This window comes from Sulfuricaulis sp. (assembly GCF_040901545.1).
Lineage (GTDB): Bacteria > Pseudomonadota > Gammaproteobacteria > Acidiferrobacterales > Sulfurifustaceae > Sulfuricaulis.
The window spans coordinates 26,336-43,563 of sequence record NZ_JBBDYL010000050.1; the positions used below are offsets into that span (position 1 = coordinate 26,336).

A 17,228-nucleotide genomic window follows, 5' to 3' on the forward strand; every position below is an offset into this window, starting at 1 on the left:
GCCAAGCAGCAGACGAGCCGCCACCTGCGCGCCGGCACATCATCTGGCGAAATGTTCAGGGCTTAACGAATTTCAGTACAAACCGGTCGGTGACCATGTCGCTCGCCTCCCGAAACGGCACTTCACGCGAATCACCGGGATCGCGTAAAAAATCGCCCTCCGCATTAAGCTTGAATCCCGCTGCTTCCACTTCTTGCCTCAATGTCGCTTCCTCGATGCGATGAAGGGATTTCGACACGCTAATCCCGGCACCGGCTTTCGCGGAATGATCGACAATGACCAGATATCCGCCCCGCTTCAGCAAGTCGAAAAACCGGCGGTTCATTTTCGTGCGGTCGGCCGGTAAATAGGTGATGTCGTGATAAATCAGTATCACGGTGATCAGATCCAGGTTTTTCGCTTCCGGCGGCGCCGGGTCATCGAACGGACGGATCACTGACACCACGTTTTTCACCGCCGCATTCTTAAATCGCTCGTCAAATTCAGTCCGTGGTTTGGTGTTCTGCGCATACACCACGCCCTTTGGCCCGACCGCGCGCGCAAGCAGTTCCGCGGTATATCCCCGGCCGGCACCGATTTCGAGCACTTTCATGCCGGGTTTGACACCGGCGAATGCCAGCAACTGTTCGGGACGGCGGCGCTTGTCCAGTTCGCGATCGTCCCCCGACCGGTCGGGACTCGTTACGATGGTGTGGTAATCGGGCGGTGCGGCACTCGCCGCGGGGGGAATGACTGCCCCGGAGAACAAGGCGGCGACCAGCAAGCCAGTGCTTGCCCAATGCCGGGGATGGAAATATTTATTCACTGTCTTTCTCCTGGTAATCACGTGTTCCAAAAAAAGTTAAAGCGGCGGTTCAATCTCAGCGTAATAAAATAAATTATGTCTCTACCCTTAGCCAAACATCTCAAAAATGACGTTTCCAACAATGGTTTGAACTTATTCCTAGATTATCTTTTCGTCAGTATTGTGTGCCCACATGTTCACAAACGCCGTCGTGGCCAGCATAATCTTCTCAAATTAATCACCTTGTTCATATCCGACAGCGAAACGGGGCTCGAATAAACTGAATTACAAGCAATCCGTTGGTAATATTAGAGTCTATTCGGCGTCATCGCTTGAAAATTACAACCAGTTGGGCATTGCCCGATCCCGGGAAACCGTTAGACATGTCACGGAAGCTCTGATTTAATAATCGAGCATCGCTGAAACGCGGAGAATATCGAGAAAATACCAGGGAAAATCTTGGCAAAACCCGTGCCGGAGCAGGGAAGCGCCAATAGCGCCTGGCTGGAGACCAAGACGTGCGCCACGACGGTAACAATAAAGGTTCCGGAATTAATCCAGAACACCATTACAAAAAATCAGTAAAATTATGATTGGACTGACCTCCTGATTGCAGCGAGCAGGTTGATTCCGATTCAACGGAAGGGGTGGAACAAGCATCGCCTTCCGCAAGTCGCTCAGCCCCAACACTAGATAAGAGGAGTGAACATACCTGCCCAGCGAGGCTCAATCAATAATGAACGCAGTTATAAAAGCGTTGAAGCAAAAACAAAATAGCTATACACGTGAAGAACTGCTCTCTTGCGGGCGGGGAGAGCTTTTCGGCACCGACAACGCCCAGTTGCCGCTGCCGCCCATGCTGATGTTCGATCGCATCACCTCCATTACCGAAACCGGCGGGGCGTATGACAAAGGCGAGATGATTGCCGAGCTGGACATCAAACCGGATTTGTGGTTTTTCCACTGCCACTTTCAGGGCGACCCCGTCATGCCGGGCTGCCTGGGGCTGGATGCCATGTGGCAGTTGGTGGGATTTTATCTCGGGTGGATGGGCGGACCGGGCAAAGGCCGCGCATTGGGCGCCGGCGAAGTGAAGTTTACCGGTCAGGTGACGCCCGAAAACAAGCTGGTGATCTACCGCATCGATATCAAGCGCTTGATCATGCGCAAGCTCGTTATGGGTATCGCCGATGCGGTGATGGAGGTAGATGGGAGAAAAATTTATTCCGCGTCGGATTTGCGCGTGGGCCTGTTTACATCTACCGAGAATTTCTGAGGGAAGGAACCTTGAAACGAGTTGTAGTGACCGGACTGGGTATCGTTTCCAGCATCGGCAAAAACAAACAAGAAGTGTTGGCATCACTCAAGCAAGCTCGCTCCGGCATTACCTTCAGCCGGGAGTACGCCGATCTGGGGTTCCGGAGTCACGTTCACGGCGCGGTAACAATCGACATAGAAAAATTGATCGACCGCAAGCTGCGACGTTTCATGGGCGATGCCGCCGCTTACAATTACCTGGCCATGGCTCAGGCCATCAAGGACGCCGGGTTGAGTGAAGCGCAAATTTCCAGTCCGCGCATCGGATTGATTACCGGCTCAGGGGGAGCGTCGACAGCGAACACCGTCGAGGCGGCCGACACGCTGCGCTCCAAGGGCCTGCGCAAGGTAGGGCCGTTCATGGTACCCCGCACCATGGGGAGCACCACCTCGGCATGCCTGGCAACGGCTTTCAAGATCAAGGGCGTGGGGTATTCCATCAGTTCGGCCTGTGCCACCAGCGCGCACTGCATCGGCAACGCCGGCGAGCTGATCCAGATGGGCAAGCAGGACATGATATTTGCCGGCGGCGGTGAAGAGCTACATTGGTCCATGACGGTGATGTTCGACGCCATGGGAGCGCTTTCTTCCAAATACAACAGCACACCGGACAAGGCGTCGCGCGCCTACGATGTGGACCGTGACGGCTTCGTGATTTCCGGGGGCGGTGGCATGGTGGTACTCGAAGAGCTGGAACACGCCCGCAAACGCGGCGCCAGAATCTACGCCGAACTGGTGGGCTATGGCGCGACTTCGGATGGATACGATATGGTGCAGCCTTCCGGCGAGGGAGCCGTGCGCTGCATGCAGCAGGCCCTGTCCACCGCGGATGGGCCCGTGGATTACATCAACGCTCACGGTACCAGCACGCCACTCGGCGACACCCGCGAACTGGAGGCCATACGCGAGGTGTTCGGCAGCAAGATACCTACTATCAGCTCTACCAAGTCGCTCACCGGGCACGCGCTCGGTGCGGCGGGTGTGAATGAAGTCATTTATTCTCTGCTGATGATGGAAGCGGATTTTATTTGCGAGTCGGTCAATATCGAAAATATCGATCCCGCCGCGGCCAATATGCCGATTGCCCGTAAACGCATCGACCAGGCCGGCATCACGACCGTCATGTCCAACAGCTTCGGTTTCGGCGGCACCAACGCCTGCCTGGTATTCAAGCGCTTCAGCGGGTAACTCCGCTGCCAAACGGGACCAGCATCCGTGCGACAGGATCTTTTCAATACCCTCCAGCCTCCATATCGATTCTTTCTTCTCGCGCAGATTATTTAGAGCGCGGGCTTCAATACGATTTCGACCCGGCGGTTCCGCGCCTTGTTCTCTTCCGTATCGTTGGCCGCTACCGGGTGGTACTTCGAAAAACCCAGGGATTCGAGACGGGTCGGATCGATCTGGTGCTTGGTCTCGAAATACTGCGCCACGCTCGCGGCACGTGCGGCGGACAACTCCCAGTTGGAAGGATACTTCGCCTTGAGCTTCTCGCTGATCGGCGTGTCGTCCGTGTGCCCCTCGACGCGGATGACGTCGGCGCCGTCCTTGATGGCCTCCGCCAATTTGTCGAGGGCCGTCATTCCCTGGGGAAGAATATCGGCACTGCCGGAGCGAAACACGATCTTGTCGAGCATGCGGACCGACAATTGGCCGCGGAGTTGTTCGATCTCCACGTTCTTGTCCGCGAGTTCCTGGCTCAGCCGCGCGCGCAGATCATTCTCCTGTTTTTGCAGCGCCTCCAGCTTGCGCTGGTTGGCCTCCGCCGCCTGGCGGAACACGCCGAGTTCCTGGTTCGCCGACATCAGTATCGCGTCAGTTTCCGCGCGGGCGGCTGTGCACGCGGCCAAATCGTTTTTGGCGCGCGTCTCGCACGCCGTAAGCTCTTTCTGCTTGGCGTCGAGTTCGGATTGCTTCTCCTCGAACGTCGAAGTCGATACACAACCGGCGAAGAACACGCAGGACACCAGCCCAATACGCATTAACTGTTTCATGATCATCTCCCTTTTGCAGGTAATCTGAATGGTTGCTGCGAGTTAATAAATTCCGGACCCTTTTGCTTCCGTGCGGGTCAAGGGAAAAATACTAAAGGACGTGTATCGTGAAGATCAATTTGGAAAGGATGGACGGACGATTTCGGGTGCGTGAGCGGAGCTTAGAAAACATCCGACAGGAGTCCACAAAGAAAAAACTGAGAATTCCTTCCGATTTGCTTCGCCGTCAGCGGTATCGGGTGGACACTCTCAGGATAATTGGTCGCCGGCCACGCCGGTTCAGCGCCGGCGACTGAGCCGCATACGCTTGATTTTGTTTTCGCCCAGCGGTTGGAAAATCTTCACGCGCAGGCTTTCATTCCATTCGGCGGCAAAATCCCGTTGCAGGCTGAGGTTGATCGCAGCGGTAACGATCATTGCCATCAGCGCCCCCAGGCTTGCCAGCGCCATGTCCTTGTGAGCGTCCCAGACGTCGCCCTGCGTCCCAAGATATTCCATGCCGAGATCGCCACCAAAGAATTCGGCCGCGCCCCATTCGAACAGCTCGAAGAGCATGGAACTGGACATGGTGATGTCGAGTGGCAGGAAATAGCCCCAGAAACCGCGCACGCTGGCGATGCGGATGAACACCTCCCGAACCGGGTAGGCCAGCAACAGCCCGTAGGAAAAATGAATCGCGCGATCAAAATGATTGCGCTCGAAGCCGAGCGCATCGTTCAGGCTGAAACCGAAGAGAAAGATGAAGCTTTCGTCATACGGCACCCTGGTGTAGGTGTAGTGCGCGCCAATTTCATGCAGCAGGAGAAATACGAATATCAGGGTGTAGGAAATATTCGACAGAGGAAAGTAACGATAGGTTAGGCCCAGCACCAGCACGAATGCCGCGACTAGCGCATTCTCCAGCGCCCAGTCGGCGCGGTCATAGGGTTCGATGGCAAGCCAAACCCACTCGAACGCGAATATGCCCGCCAGAATCAGCAGATAGTTGTGACGAACCAAGCGGGTGATCATTGAAATTAATGGTAAAGATGTTTGTAATCGGTATAAACCGGCGCAAGATCCATTAATCCGTCCCTTTTATCCGCCGGACAGTTAGCCACCCCAGGCGAAAGGGATGCTTCAATCGCCGTGGCTTTTCTGTTGGATTGAGCGGGCGAAATCGAGCATGCGTTGCGTGGCGCGCAGCGCCTTGACCCGCACCGCCTCTTCGACGTGTACCTCGTTCGCGCCGGTTTCCAGCGTTTCCGCCAGATTGGTCAAGGCGTTCATCGCCATCCACGGGCAATGGGCGCAGCTTTCGCAAGTGGCGCCCTCGCCCGCCGTGGGCGCTTCCATGAGGATCTTGTCCGGCGCCGCCTGGTGCATCTTGTAGAAAATACCGCGGTCGGTGGCGACGATCAGCTTTTTATTCGGGAGATCCTTCGCCGCCTGGATCAGCTGGCTGGTAGATCCGATGAGGTCGGCCTGATCGAGCACCGCTGCCGGCGACTCGGGATGCGCAATGATCGCGGCATCGGGGTTCTGGCGTTTGAGCGCCGCGAGCGCCAGGCCCTTGAACTCGTCATGCACCACGCAGGCGGCGTTCCATATCAGCATGTCCGCGCCGGTCAGGCGTTGTAAATATTTTCCGAGATGCTTGTCCGGTGCCCAGAGAATTTTCTCACCTCGAGCTTTCAGATGTTCGATGAGCTTGACCGCGATGCTCGAAGTGACGACCCAGTCGGCGCGCGCCTTCACCTCGGCACTGGTGTTGGAATACACGACTACCTGGCGGTCGGGGTGGGCGTCGCAGAAGGGGATGAACTGGTCCGCCGGACAGCCAAGATCGAGCGAGCACTCGGCCTCCAGCGTCGGCATGAGCACGCGCTTTTCAGGGTTGAGGATTTTCGCGGTCTCGCCCATGAACCGCACCCCCGCGACGACCAGCGTCCGCGCGGGGTGCGCGTTGCCGAAGCGCGCCATCTCGAGCGAGTCCGCGACACAACCGCCGGTTTCCTCGGCCAGGCGCTGCAGGTCCTCATCCACGTAGTAGTGCGCGACCAGCACGGCGTTGCGTTCCTCGAGGAGTCGCTTGATACGTTCGCGCAGGCGCGTGCGTTCCCCGTCCGAGAGCGACGGGGGCGGCGGTGCCGTCGGTAACCTGACGTTCACCGGGACGGGAATTTCGACTCGCTGATTCATTTTTTACCTCTCGTGCTCGGCCCGGTCCGGGAGCATGCACTGCTTATTGTTTGCGGCCGGGCCACTCCAAAATCAATACACTGCGCCCCATTAAATCACCCAGCGGTTATTTCAATCAAATACCGTGAGGCCGTGGGAATCACGGATCACGAGGAAAACCAGGAAATCGGAGGCGGCCGGTCGCGGGCGGGGTATCGTGGCGGCGGTGATGTTGCCGACCGGCACGGTTTATCGGTCCTTGCTTCCCCGCATCTGCTCCAGCACCAACAGCAGCGAACTCGTGTCCTGCTCGCCGAAGCCGCTATCCATAAGCACGTTGAGCTGCTGCATCACCTGCTCGGTAACGGGCAGCGGCAGATCGGTTTCATGCGCGAGTTCGAGCGCGACACCGATGTCCTTGTGATGCAGCGCGGCCACGATGCCGGCGGTAAAATCCCGCTCGACCATCTTCTTGCCCAGCTCATCCAGCATGCGGCTCGCGCCCATTCCGGTCATGACCGCCTCGCGCACCTTGGCCGGATCCGCGCCCTGCTCGCGCGCGAACAGCAGCGCCTCGGCCGCCCCTTGCAGGCTGGCAAGCTGCGCGATTTGATTGGCGAGCTTGGTCACCTGCCCGGTTCCCGGCGGACCCATATGAAAAAACGTCTTGCCCATGGTTTCCAGCAGTGGTCGAACGCGTTCGAATACGGTCTTTTCGCCGCCGACGAAGAATGTGAGCGAGGCCGCCTTGGCCACCGCGACGCCGCCCGAGACCGGTGCATCCAGCATGGCAATACCGCGTTCGCCAAGGCGCCGCGCCACGTCGCGCGCGATTGCGGGCGATATCGTGCTCATGTCCACATGAATCAAACCGGGCGCGGCGCCATGCACAATCCCGTCCGACCCGAGCGCGACCGACTCGACATCGCATCCGGCCATGACCATGGTAAACACCACTTCGCTCACTTTGGCGACCTCGGCGGGTGAGGCGAGCAGTTTTAAATTTAGCCGGTGGGCATGGGCGCGCGAACGCTCGCTGCGCGCATAAGTGGTAATCGTGTGTCCGGCAGCGAGCAGATGCCGCGCCATCTCGCTGCCCATGTTGCCGAGACCGATAAATCCGAGTTGCATGGGTTTCACCTTGTACTGACGGAAAAAGTGAACATTACCTTATTAGGCAAGGGAGTGGATATTGAAAATTAAATCGCTTCGACCGCTTTAACTGGTCGCATATTCCGAATGAACCGGGATGTCGTCGCCACCGCAAGACCAGCTTGCCCGCGAGTCCCAGAAAGCGCGGGCTTGTGGCTGCATCATTGGGTCGCCGTCGAGTGAACCGGCCGGGATGACGATCATGTCCGTTTCCTTCACGTAGCGTGGCACTTGGCTGCCGCACACCGAACAGAACCGGCTGGTGAAGCGCTTCGCCTCCGGGATTTTGTAGGAACGAACCCGTTCTTCGCCCTTGATCTATTTGATCGATCCGGGCTTCACCAGCAGGTTCGATGCATGCTCCGTGCCCGTGACCTTGCGACAGCGGCGGCAGTGGCAATGATTAAACCGTTGAGGCTCCCCGCTGACTTCGTACTGGACGGAACGGCAGAGACAGCTTCCGCGAAAGATGAATTGAGTCATGGATTGTCCTTTGAGAACCTGAAGATGAAGCAGGTTATCGCATGCGGATTACCTATGAAACAGCTCTTGATCCCCGCATTGCACCCCAACAGTGCCAGCGCGTGGTTGCCTCGCCGCGCGTCGACACCGACATCCCAATGGAAATCTACGGCGCCGGCTCCCAGGCGAAACGAAACCGGCGCGCATCTATTTTTTGTTCGGGCAGGACTCGAAAAACGCAACGGCCGTGCCCATGCTGAAACCGTTCCTCGCGGACGACTTTTACGCCAAGCAGATGTTGCAGCGTACAAACCGTCACGCTGCACAATGCAGGCCGGCGGCTCGCCACGTTCAGAAACGGGCAATTGCGCTCCACCAGCCGCATGCCGTCGCGACCAATTTCGACTGACATGAATGGGTCCTCGTCCGAATACACCCCTTGCAACGCGACGAGCCGTTCCTTCAACGTCTTGCCTTCGAGCCGCGGGGTCCACTCGCGGATGCGCTTTTCAGTGAGATTGCTCAAAACCTGTTTGAGCGCTTGCGGACCAAGCCGGTCCGCTATTCCATCGATTATCTCCACCGACAGATCATCATAATGTTTGGGGAAGACATGATCGCCGGCGGCGGTAAGTTCATAGCGCGCGACAGGGCGGCCGGCGGAAACGTTCTCGGGGCGCACCAGGTGCTTCACGATCCAGCCCTCCTTTTCCAACTGGACCAGATGCAGGCGCGCGCCTTCATAGCTGATGTGCAGATGATCGGCCAACTCCGCGACTCCGGCTCCGCGACGCTGCTTAAGCAACGCGAGAATGGACTGGCGCACTCCCGTGACCGCCTCGCGCGCGTCTGGCGCGGGCTGTTTCCCGCCTTTTCGCCTTAAACGTTTCGCCATTGGTATGTGGACTACAAATATATTGCTACACATGGGCGGATCGACATTCAGTCGTGCCTATCCGACTCCTTACGAGCGTCCGATGCCGTGCCGATAGACCAGTGTACCACCCAGCCAGCCGCCCACGGCGAGCAGCGCTGCGCCGACCAGTGCCAGACCGAGCGCCCAGTTCGATGGAGCTACCGGCGCGCCCGCCAGCGCGCGTAATATCCAACTCGACCCAAAAGCGGTGGTCGCGCTTAACATCACCATCATATGCGCGGTTGCCGCGTTGAGGCCGGGCTCGTCGGCGCGCAACCCCAGGAAGTCGAGCACACCGGTAACCAGCGCCGGAAGCGACGCCGCCATACCGAGCGTCAGGCACCAGTAACCCATTTGCCACCAAAGCGGATCGGATTGCCACCAACCCACAAGGTCCCACAGGATCGCGACAAACCAGAGTGCCAGCGGGAAGTGCACCAGGGCTGGATGCAGCGGATGTCCCGCAATGCGCGCGCGCACGGTCAGCCTCCCGCGGTCATGCGACGCCCGCAACCCCGACTACCAACAGCAGAAATGCCACAACCGCCACGAGCGCGTGAATCACGACCACCGGGCTCGGGAGCCGTCGGCCACGGACGTGATAGCTGACGAGGAAGAAACCGCCGAGGGCCGCGACGACAAAAAGACCGGTTGCCCACGCGGTTACGGTCGTCGCACCGAACTGCACGACCGCCAGGATCAAGATCACTAGGGCCGTGGCCGCCAGCAAGCCGTGGAGCACGGCCAGCGGAACGGGCGGATTTTTGTCTTTCTTAAAATGGATGTAGGCCATGGCGACGCCGCCGAGGGCGGCGATGGCGAACAACACTGCAGCAATTACCAGCATGTTGATTTCTCCTATTCATTGATGATTCACCCAGGTGCGCAGAATCGCGCGCAACCACTATATAACACAGGCAATTCTAATATACAAGTTATAACTTGTATTATTTGTCTTAGCCAAATCAGGGAATTTGTTACCACCAGGAGGCTTCAACGTCCGCCGGAGCGGGCGCTCGAAGCCGGGTCCCGCCACGCTCGCGTGCATGCACGGCGGTGCCTGGCGCGGCGACGGCGCGACACGGTGGCGCGCACTGGCGGCATCGCCGGCAGATGGGAAAGAAAAAACCGCGCAGGCAGGCAATTCAGAAAAACCCCAATCAACATGGGTCTTTTGTTATTTATTGTTTCACGGTTGGGAAAACCGGCGTCATGGCGCTGCTTGATTTCGGGGCGAACCCGAGAATACCCTGACGGTCCCGGACTCGTCAGGGTAGGGATATGCCTCAAGTCGTGTTCACTCCCAATCTTCAGCGTCACCTCACCTGCCCGCCGCGCGCCGTCGGCGGGCACAACGTCGCGGCGGTCTTGGAAGCGGTCTTCGCTGACCAACCGGTCCTGCGCGGCTACGTATTAGACGACCAGGGTCAACTGCGCCAGCACGTGGCGATTTTCGTGGACGGTCAAATGATCGGCGATCGCGTGCGCCTGACCGACCCGGTGCACGCGGGGAGCGAGGTTTACGTCATACAGGCGCTTTCCGGAGGTTGAGGATAAAACATGGCCAATAAAATATATGTCGCCACCCGCAAAGGTTTGTTCACTTTCGTGCGCGGCAAGAATAAACGCATTCGTATCAAGCAAATCGATTTCCTCGGCGATCCGGTATCGATGGTGCTGCCGGACGCGCGCGACGGCGTCGTGTACGCCGCGCTCAATCTCGGTCACTTCGGTCCCAAGCTGCACCGCACGCGCAACGGCAAGACCTGGGAGGAATGCGCCATGCCCGCCTTACCGGCTGCGGCGGAATCGGAAGCTAAAAAAACGGATTCGGTGAAACAGATCTGGTCACTCGAAACCGGCGGACGCAACGAGAAGGGCACGCTGTGGGCCGGCACGATCCCGGGCGCGCTTTTCAACTCCCGCAACGGCGGCGATTCCTGGACGCTGGTGGAATCATTGTGGAACCGCCCCGAGCGCAAGGAATGGTTCGGTGGCGGATACGATCAGCCCGGGATTCATTCGATCTGCGTCGACCCGCGCGACGCCCGCCGCGTTGCGGTCGCGCTGTCCAGCGGCGGCGTGTGGCTCACGACCGACTCCGGCGCCGGTTGGCAGCCCCACACCCAGGGCATGCGCGCGGTGTACGTGCCGCCGGAGCGCGCTTTCGACCCCAACATCCAGGACCCGCATCGAATGGTGCAGTGTCCGGCCGCGCCGGATGTGTATTGGGTGCAACATCACAACGGTATTTTCCGTTCGACCGACGGCGTCGCCAGTTGGCAGGAAATCAAGGATGTGAAACCGTCCGTGTTCGGTTTCGCCGTGGCCGTACACCCGCGCGATCCTGACACCGCGTGGTTCGTCCCGGCGGTGAAGGACGAACGCCGCATCCCGGTGGACGGGAAACTGGTGGTGACGCGCACCCGCGACGGCGGCAAAAGTTTCAAAGTGCTGCGCAAAGGCCTGCCGCAGGAACATGCGTACGATCTGGTCTACCGCCACGGCTTCGACATCGACGCGACGGGGAAACAACTGGTGCTTGGCTCGACCACCGGCGGCCTGTGGCTGTCGGATGACCAGGGCGATTCCTGGAAAAATCTCTCCATGAATCTGCCGCCGGTATACGCCGTACGTTTCGGCGAAGGAAGATGAGATGGACCGGGCTTTTTTATTGCGGCACTTTGAGACGAAATACACGGCCGCGGTTTTCGATCGCGGCCGCCCGCTCGGAGCCGCCGAGGACGTAAAAAAACCCGTCGGCGACGACCACCGGCACGCCGTGCAGCGGCAACGGCAACTCCGGGCCCGGCGCAAAGGCGGCGGCGTTTCGGCGCAGCACCTCGGTACTCGCCAAGGTTTCCCGGCCTTTCATGATTACCTCACCGCCAAGTACCCATAGCGCATCGTTAACGGAAACGGCGCTGAAACCGCCGCGCGCGGTGCCCAGCCGCGGACTGAAGCTCCAGGCATTTCGCGCGGGATCGTAGCTCTCCGTGGAGTCGAGCTCTCCCAGACCGCGGAAGCGCCCACCAACGATGTGGATCCGGCCGCCATGGACGGTGGCCGCCGTGTGCTCGCGCCGCACAAGTGTCTCGGCGAGCATCGTCCATTCGCCCGACACCGGGTGGTATCGCAGCAACCGCCCGCTCGGCCCGTCGCCGCCAACGACGTAGATATGTTCCCCGAGCGACACCGCGGCGGCGGCGTAGCGCGGCTCGGGCAGATCATTGAGTCTCGACCAGCGATTGGCCTTCAAGTCATAGACCCACGCCGTCGAGGTGGCTTGCCATTGCGGATCCGCGCCGCCGAGCACATAGATCCGTCCGGCGTGCGCCGCGACCGCCATGTGATGCCGTCCCTCAGGCAGCGGCGCCAGGACCTGCCACGCGTTCGCGGCGATATCGTACGCCTCGAATGCCGTCACGCCGCCAAATCCGCCTGGCACATAAATTTTCCCGGCCCAGTGCGCCGCACCCATCTCGGAACGCGGTGTGGGCATGCTCTGCAATTGCTCCCATGCCGCTTGTGCCGATAGCGCCGTGGCGCACAGGAGCATCGCCGCCATAAAGCCGATTCGGTACGTGCGCATGAAATCCCTCCCTAAGATTACTCGTCTGCGTTCATCTATGGCCCAGTTTTTGGCTCTCCCTTACTTACCATGCTGGAATTTATGTCGGGTATTCCGAATGAACCGGCAGGTCGTCACCGCCGCAGGACCAGCTCACGCGTGAATCCCAGAAAATGCGAAATTGCGGTTTAAACGCCAAGTCACTGTCGATCGAACCGGCCGGGATGACGATCATTTCCGTTTCCTTCACGTAGCGCGGCACCCGGCCGCCGCAGACGCGGCAAAAACAGTTGGTGAAGCGCTTCGCCTCGGGGATTTTGTACGACTTGATCAGCTCCTCGCCCCGCACCCACTTGAGCGATCCGGACGTAACGAACAGGTTCGAGGCATGCCCCGTGCCCGAGGCCTTGCGGCAGCGCCAGCAATGACAGTGATAAAACCATTGCGGGTCGCCGTTGACTTCGTACTGGACGGCGCCGCAGAGACAGCTTCCGCTTAGGGTGGGTTGGGTCATGGAATGTCCATCGAGCGATAGAATATGGAAACAGGTTAACTCAAGCGGGGGACCTGTGAAACAAACACGCTGTCCCCGGCTATTTTACCTTCGCCAGGTATTCGGCAAGCTGATCGAGGGTTCCGGTCCAGCCGTTTTGCATTGAGTCGAAACCGTCCTCGAAAGTCTTGCGCTCCTCCTCCGTCGCGTTCAGGGGCGCCCAACGTACCGTGGCGGTCGTCCGGCCAGCTTGCTCGGCGAGCGTCAGCGTCGAGTGCATTTCGAGCGGCCAGCTTGCATGCCACGGATGACGGGTCACCCCTGCCTACGCATCGGAAAACGAGTTGATCCAGACGATCCGCTCGGGTTTTACGATGTCGCGATAGACGAACTTGCCCCACATATCCTGGCCGTCGGGGGTTCGCAGGCAGTAGTGAAAGATGCCACCCGGGCGGAGGTCCAGCCTGCAGTGAATCACCGTGAAGCCTTTCGGTCCCCACCAGTGCTGCATGTGTTCGGTGTCGGTCCATACCTTGAACATGAACTCGCGCGGCACGTCAAAGTCGCGCGCGATGACGAACTCTTTCTTCCCGGCGTCCGTTCCAGAAACGGTTCCTTTTCCGGCCATGCTGCTTCTCCTTATATGCGGATGGAGAAAGCGAACATTACCTTAATTTCCCGGGTTCGTGTGAGGCGGTTGGGGTGCGAGAGCGATTGAAAAAGCCCGGCGTTGACCGGGCTGTTATGGTTCATTACGACACAAGCTGTGGGGGTTTCTGAAAACTAGATCGCTCCTATCGTTTTTGTTTCTGCACTTTAAGTTCCTACATCAGCCTTTTTTGCCCCAGAGTTGATCGAGGCGCTGTTTGCGCCCACAGGAATATTTGTAATATTTGTAGCGCAGCGGGTTCTTTAGATGGTAATCCTGGTGGTAATCCTCGGCCGCGTAGAAAGCCACTGCAGGACGGATGGCAGTCACGACCGGCTTGCCAAGTTTCTTCTCGATTTCGGATTTCGACTTCTCCACGAGTTTTTTCTGTTCCTCGTTCTGATAAAAGATTGCCGTTGTGTAGCTGCTGCCGCGGTCGCAGAACTGCCCGCCCCTGTCGAGCGGATCGACGTTGCGCCAGAACGCTTCCAGCAGCTTCTCGTAATTGATCTGCTTCGGGTCGTAGGAAACCTGTATCACCTCGATATGCCCGCTACCACCCGCCGAAACCTGCTCATAGGTCGGGTTCACCTTATCTCCGCCGCTGTAGCCAGACGTGGTCGCCACCACGCCCGGAAGTTCATCATAGGCCTCTTCCATGCACCAGAAGCACCCGCCGGCAAATACCGCCGTGGCCATCGATTTCGGTTTCGCCACCGGTTCCGCCGCCGCCGCTATTAGCGCCGACCCGAGCAGCAGCCCGGCCAGCACCAGCATGAATTTGGAAAGGTTTACGCGCATCGTGAGTTCCCTATGGTTTGGCCCGTGCGCATTATGACCGATCTTTGGCGTATTGGTTGCGAGGGAATCACATTAGCGGGTCGGGCGAGAGACCATACAAAAAAGCCGGCCTGGACTGTGCATTGCGTGCTTTATCGCGCTATGTGCTGCAGGGGCGTAAAATTAACGCCTTCCGATCCCGTTAATCACCAGGAGAACCCATGCCGGATGCGTTGTGGTGGATAGCCGCACTGTTCGCCATCGTGGGCGTGGCCATGGTCATCGCGGCGGGGACATCGCTGCGGCGCAAGCGCCCGTTGCGCATGAGCCTGCGGTTATTGTGGGCGCTGGTTTTCCTCGCGGCTGCGGCGGCGTCTGGCGCCATCGCTTTGGGCGTCCAGGGTTATCGCGCGCTGACGCGCGAGGCCGTCGCCGCCGTGGTGCGCACCGAACCCCTCGGCCCGAATCGCTTTCAGGCGCAATTCCGCTTTCCCGACGGACGCGAAGTCGCGTACACGCTCACCGGCGATCAACTGTATGTGGATGCGCGCATCCTGAAATGGCATCCGTGGGCCAACGTGCTCGGCCTGCACACGGTCTATGAGCTCGATCGCGTCGCCGGTCGTTATCTCGATCTGGCGCAGGAACAGCGGCAACCGCGCACCGTGCATTCGCTAGCGCCCGAGCGGAGAGTGGATTTGTTCAACCTGCGCCAGCGTTACACGCTGCTCGCCCCGCTGCTCGACGCTGACTACGGCTCGGCGACATTCGCCGCCGCCGACCGTCCCACGCAATATGAAGTGCGCGTCTCAACGACCGGGTTGCTGATCCGGAAACTGGGGCCGTGATTGATTTGAAGTGAAAGCTGAACAGGTGTATTAGCGGAAACTGTGATCTGATTGAGTATTGCCAAAAAAAACCCGGCATCGGCCGGGTCTTTGATTCGCGGTGATGTCCTTCGGTTATTTTAATTAGTCTCGTGGGGCTTGTTGGCGAAGAACGTGACACCCTGAACTTTCAGGTCCTTCGAGACCTTTTGCTCCGCGGAGGTGTCGCGGAAGCAATCGAAATGCTCGACCACGCGGCCGTTCACGAGTCCCGCACCGGCGGCCAGTTCCACCAGCTCCCATTCCTGCAAGGCGCCGCCGATGCAGGCCGCCCAGATGTCCGGGTTGCTGCGCGCTTCGATTTTAAGTTCGCGCGCGATCACCACGTCGGCGACGTACGACCGGCCGCCCGGGCGCAGGACGCGGTTAATCTCGCTGAATACCAGCGTCTTGTCGGGCGCGAGATTGATGACGCCGTTCGAGATCACGACGTCCACGCTGGCATCCTCCACCGGCAGCTGCTCGTACAGACCGGCGCGGATGTCGGCGCGGTCGACCACGCCCGCGAGCCGCACGGCCTCGGCCGCCTTCTCGCGCATGGCCGGCGTCATGTCCACGCCGATGACCCGGCCCGTGGGCCCGACCCGGTGCGCCGCGATGATCAGGTCCATGCCGGCGCCGCAGGCGTGATCCAGCACGGTCTCGCCGGGATGGATCGGCCCGATGCGATGCGGGTTGCCGACACCGGCGAAGCGATCGCTCGCGAGCGTCGGTACGCGGTCGAGGTCCGCGCGCGCGTAATTCAGGTATTTGTGGGCGTAGTCCGCGCCGCGGTGAAAGTGGAACTCTCCGTGCGGCTCGCGCGCCACGCGGTCGTATTCGATTTCCACCTGCTGGCGCAGGTAATCCACGTCAAAATTGGCTGGGCAGGTTGCGGCCATGGTTCATCCTCCGGGTTGTGTTTGGTGGCGTTGGGCGGGTTCTGCCGCCGTTAACCTGCAAGACGCAATACCCGGCCAAAGAGTTCCCGCGGGTCGACACTCCTTGAATTCACTGGCCCGCCGGGCCTATTCAGATTACGGGAACCATTTTGGGCCCTTTTGCGTCATGAGAGTCATGCGAGCAAAAAACCCTTTCTTCGGCCTCATCATCGTTGTCTGCACGGTCCACGCGACAGCACCAGCCGGGCAGAAAAATATCGTATGATCGGGACTGACACGGAAACGGCGATCCTTCAGCGAATGACTCCACCGTCCTCAGCGCACGAGCAGCTTTCGCAACATATAGAATCGCACCTCGGCCAGCTCTACAGCACGGCCCGGCGGCTTACGCGCAACCTGCACGATGCCGAGGACCTGGTGGCGGATACGGTTGAGCGCGCGTGGAAAAATATCGAGTCCCTGCAGGACCCGACGCGCATCGGTCCGTGGCTGACGCGCATCATGACCAACCATTTCATCAGCGAGCGGCGCAGGGCGGTGCACCGCACGCCGCACGAGGAATACATCGAGGAGCCGGAAGGCGACGAGCAACCCTTTTCTCTGTTCGAGCGTCTGCACCAGCCGGTGCTGTTATGGTGGGGCAATCCCGAGCAGCAGTTCCTCGATCGGTTGTTGCACGAAGACATCGAGGCCGCGCTCGACAGCCTGCCCGACGGCTTTCGCGTGGTCATCGTGCTTGCCGACGTAGAAGGTTTGAAATACCACGAGATCGCGGAAAGCTTGAGCCTCCCGCTCGGGACTGTGCGTTCGCGCCTGGCGCGGGCACGCAGCATGATGCAGAAGTGCCTGTGGCAACACGCCCTCGACAAGGGCCTGGTGGCGTCGCCACCGAAAGAGGAAGCATGAGCGACAAACCCCGCAAGCTGAATTGTGACGAGGCCATCCGCCTGTTGTTCGAGTTCCTCGACAACGAGCTGGAACAGCACGACCATGCCGCCGTCGAGGCGCACCTGCACGAATGCCGTGCGTGCTTCTCGCGCATGGAATTCGACAAGCGCCTGCGGAGCATGGTCAAGGGCCCCGTGAAAGCGAACGCGCCGGAGACGCTGCGCCAGCGGATCAAGAAAATCGCCGACCAGTTCTGACGCGGGAACCTTTTTACAGGCATTAACGTCGTTACGT

Annotated in this window: 21 protein-coding genes and 2 pseudogenes; 8 read left to right on the top strand and 15 right to left on the bottom strand. The window is 59.4% G+C overall.

Annotated elements, in window-relative coordinates; all coding sequences use genetic code 11:
* Window positions 1-55: 55 nt before the first annotated feature.
* Entirely contained in the window at window positions 56-805 is a 750-nt protein-coding gene (locus tag WD823_RS10180) for a class I SAM-dependent methyltransferase (protein ID WP_368429388.1), read from the bottom strand.
* Window positions 806-1,520: 715 nt separating this feature from the next.
* On the opposite strand from WD823_RS10180, the gene fabA reads away from it, so the two are divergent.
* Together fabA and fabB are read left to right on the top strand one after the other, a co-directional pair.
* Window positions 1,521-2,060, top strand: coding sequence for a 3-hydroxyacyl-[acyl-carrier-protein] dehydratase FabA (gene fabA / locus WD823_RS10185; RefSeq protein WP_368429389.1), 540 nt, complete (start codon window positions 1,521-1,523; stop codon window positions 2,058-2,060).
* An 11-nt stretch (window positions 2,061-2,071) separates the two neighbouring features.
* Window positions 2,072-3,289 carry a beta-ketoacyl-ACP synthase I gene (gene fabB / locus WD823_RS10190; RefSeq protein WP_368429390.1) on the top strand — a complete coding sequence of 406 codons (1,218 nt, stop codon included), beginning with the start codon at window positions 2,072-2,074 and terminating at the stop codon, window positions 3,287-3,289.
* Window positions 3,290-3,381: 92 nt separating this feature from the next.
* Here fabB and WD823_RS10195 read toward each other — a convergent pair whose 3' ends face one another.
* The 9 genes and pseudogenes from WD823_RS10195 to WD823_RS10235 form a co-directional block, all read right to left on the bottom strand.
* Window positions 3,382-4,095 carry an OmpA family protein gene (locus WD823_RS10195; protein WP_368429391.1) on the bottom strand — a complete coding sequence of 238 codons (714 nt, stop codon included), beginning with the start codon at window positions 4,093-4,095 and terminating at the stop codon, window positions 3,382-3,384.
* A 279-nt stretch (window positions 4,096-4,374) separates the two neighbouring features.
* Window positions 4,375-5,106: a DUF2238 domain-containing protein gene (locus WD823_RS10200; RefSeq protein WP_368429392.1), complete on the bottom strand. Its 732-nt coding sequence runs from the start codon at window positions 5,104-5,106 to the stop codon at window positions 4,375-4,377.
* Window positions 5,107-5,214: 108 nt separating this feature from the next.
* Window positions 5,215-6,276, bottom strand: coding sequence for a quinolinate synthase NadA (nadA, locus tag WD823_RS10205; protein ID WP_368429393.1), 1,062 nt, complete (start codon window positions 6,274-6,276; stop codon window positions 5,215-5,217).
* A gap of 228 nt (window positions 6,277-6,504) precedes the next feature.
* Entirely contained in the window at window positions 6,505-6,930 is a 426-nt protein-coding gene (locus WD823_RS10210; RefSeq protein WP_368429450.1) for an NAD(P)-dependent oxidoreductase, read from the bottom strand.
* A pseudogene (locus WD823_RS10215) lies at window positions 6,916-7,398 on the bottom strand (NAD(P)-dependent oxidoreductase); the annotation flags it as partial. The pseudogene WD823_RS10215 and the gene WD823_RS10210, both read right to left, overlap by 15 nt.
* 75 nt (window positions 7,399-7,473) lie before the next feature.
* Window positions 7,474-7,725: a GFA family protein gene (locus WD823_RS10220; RefSeq protein WP_368429451.1), complete on the bottom strand. Its 252-nt coding sequence runs from the start codon at window positions 7,723-7,725 to the stop codon at window positions 7,474-7,476.
* A 310-nt stretch (window positions 7,726-8,035) separates the two neighbouring features.
* On the bottom strand, window positions 8,036-8,764 hold the full coding sequence (locus tag WD823_RS10225) for a helix-turn-helix transcriptional regulator (protein ID WP_368429394.1): 729 nt from the start codon (window positions 8,762-8,764) through the stop codon (window positions 8,036-8,038).
* Between the two features lie 69 nt (window positions 8,765-8,833).
* Window positions 8,834-9,298: a DUF2231 domain-containing protein gene (locus WD823_RS10230; protein WP_368429395.1), complete on the bottom strand. Its 465-nt coding sequence runs from the start codon at window positions 9,296-9,298 to the stop codon at window positions 8,834-8,836.
* Window positions 9,282-9,632, bottom strand: a complete 351-nt coding sequence (locus WD823_RS10235; protein ID WP_368429396.1) for a hypothetical protein — start codon at window positions 9,630-9,632, stop codon at window positions 9,282-9,284. Before WD823_RS10235 ends, WD823_RS10230 begins: the two co-directional genes overlap by 17 nt.
* Window positions 9,633-9,898: 266 nt before the next feature.
* On the opposite strand from WD823_RS10235, the gene WD823_RS10240 reads away from it, so the two are divergent.
* From WD823_RS10240 to WD823_RS10250, 3 genes are read left to right on the top strand one after another with little or no spacing between them, the layout of a single operon-like run.
* Window positions 9,899-10,039, top strand: coding sequence for a hypothetical protein (locus WD823_RS10240; protein ID WP_368429397.1), 141 nt, complete (start codon window positions 9,899-9,901; stop codon window positions 10,037-10,039).
* 27 nt (window positions 10,040-10,066) lie between these two features.
* Entirely contained in the window at window positions 10,067-10,336 is a 270-nt protein-coding gene (locus tag WD823_RS10245) for a MoaD/ThiS family protein (RefSeq protein WP_368429398.1), read from the top strand.
* A 9-nt stretch (window positions 10,337-10,345) separates the two neighbouring features.
* Complete coding sequence (locus WD823_RS10250; protein ID WP_368429399.1) at window positions 10,346-11,440, top strand: WD40/YVTN/BNR-like repeat-containing protein; 1,095 nt, start codon at window positions 10,346-10,348, stop codon at window positions 11,438-11,440.
* Window positions 11,441-11,456: 16 nt separating this feature from the next.
* On the opposite strand, the gene WD823_RS10255 is transcribed toward WD823_RS10250, so the two are convergent.
* The 4 genes and pseudogenes from WD823_RS10255 to msrA all read right to left on the bottom strand — a co-directional run bounded on the left by WD823_RS10255 (window position 11,457) and on the right by msrA (window position 14,299).
* A complete protein-coding gene (locus WD823_RS10255; protein ID WP_368429400.1) occupies window positions 11,457-12,377 on the bottom strand; it encodes a Kelch repeat-containing protein in 921 nt (306 codons plus the stop codon).
* Between the two features lie 79 nt (window positions 12,378-12,456).
* Window positions 12,457-12,870 carry a GFA family protein gene (locus WD823_RS10260; protein ID WP_368429401.1) on the bottom strand — a complete coding sequence of 138 codons (414 nt, stop codon included), beginning with the start codon at window positions 12,868-12,870 and terminating at the stop codon, window positions 12,457-12,459.
* 79 nt (window positions 12,871-12,949) lie between these two features.
* A pseudogene (locus WD823_RS10265) lies at window positions 12,950-13,477 on the bottom strand (SRPBCC domain-containing protein).
* A 201-nt stretch (window positions 13,478-13,678) separates the two neighbouring features.
* Entirely contained in the window at window positions 13,679-14,299 is a 621-nt protein-coding gene (gene msrA / locus WD823_RS10270) for a peptide-methionine (S)-S-oxide reductase MsrA (protein WP_368429402.1), read from the bottom strand.
* A gap of 200 nt (window positions 14,300-14,499) precedes the next feature.
* On the opposite strand from msrA, the gene WD823_RS10275 reads away from it, so the two are divergent.
* Entirely contained in the window at window positions 14,500-15,126 is a 627-nt protein-coding gene (locus WD823_RS10275) for a hypothetical protein (protein WP_368429403.1), read from the top strand.
* A gap of 119 nt (window positions 15,127-15,245) precedes the next feature.
* Here the strand turns inward: WD823_RS10275 and WD823_RS10280 are convergent, their stop codons facing one another.
* A complete protein-coding gene (locus WD823_RS10280; RefSeq protein WP_368429404.1) occupies window positions 15,246-16,046 on the bottom strand; it encodes a methyltransferase domain-containing protein in 801 nt (266 codons plus the stop codon).
* A gap of 300 nt (window positions 16,047-16,346) precedes the next feature.
* On the opposite strand from WD823_RS10280, the gene WD823_RS10285 reads away from it, so the two are divergent.
* Window positions 16,347-16,952: an RNA polymerase sigma factor gene (locus tag WD823_RS10285; protein WP_368429405.1), complete on the top strand. Its 606-nt coding sequence runs from the start codon at window positions 16,347-16,349 to the stop codon at window positions 16,950-16,952.
* Window positions 16,949-17,191, top strand: coding sequence for an anti-sigma factor (locus WD823_RS10290; protein ID WP_368429406.1), 243 nt, complete (start codon window positions 16,949-16,951; stop codon window positions 17,189-17,191). The genes WD823_RS10285 and WD823_RS10290 overlap by 4 nt, the downstream gene beginning before the upstream one ends.
* The last annotated feature ends 37 nt before the right edge of the window (window positions 17,192-17,228 follow it).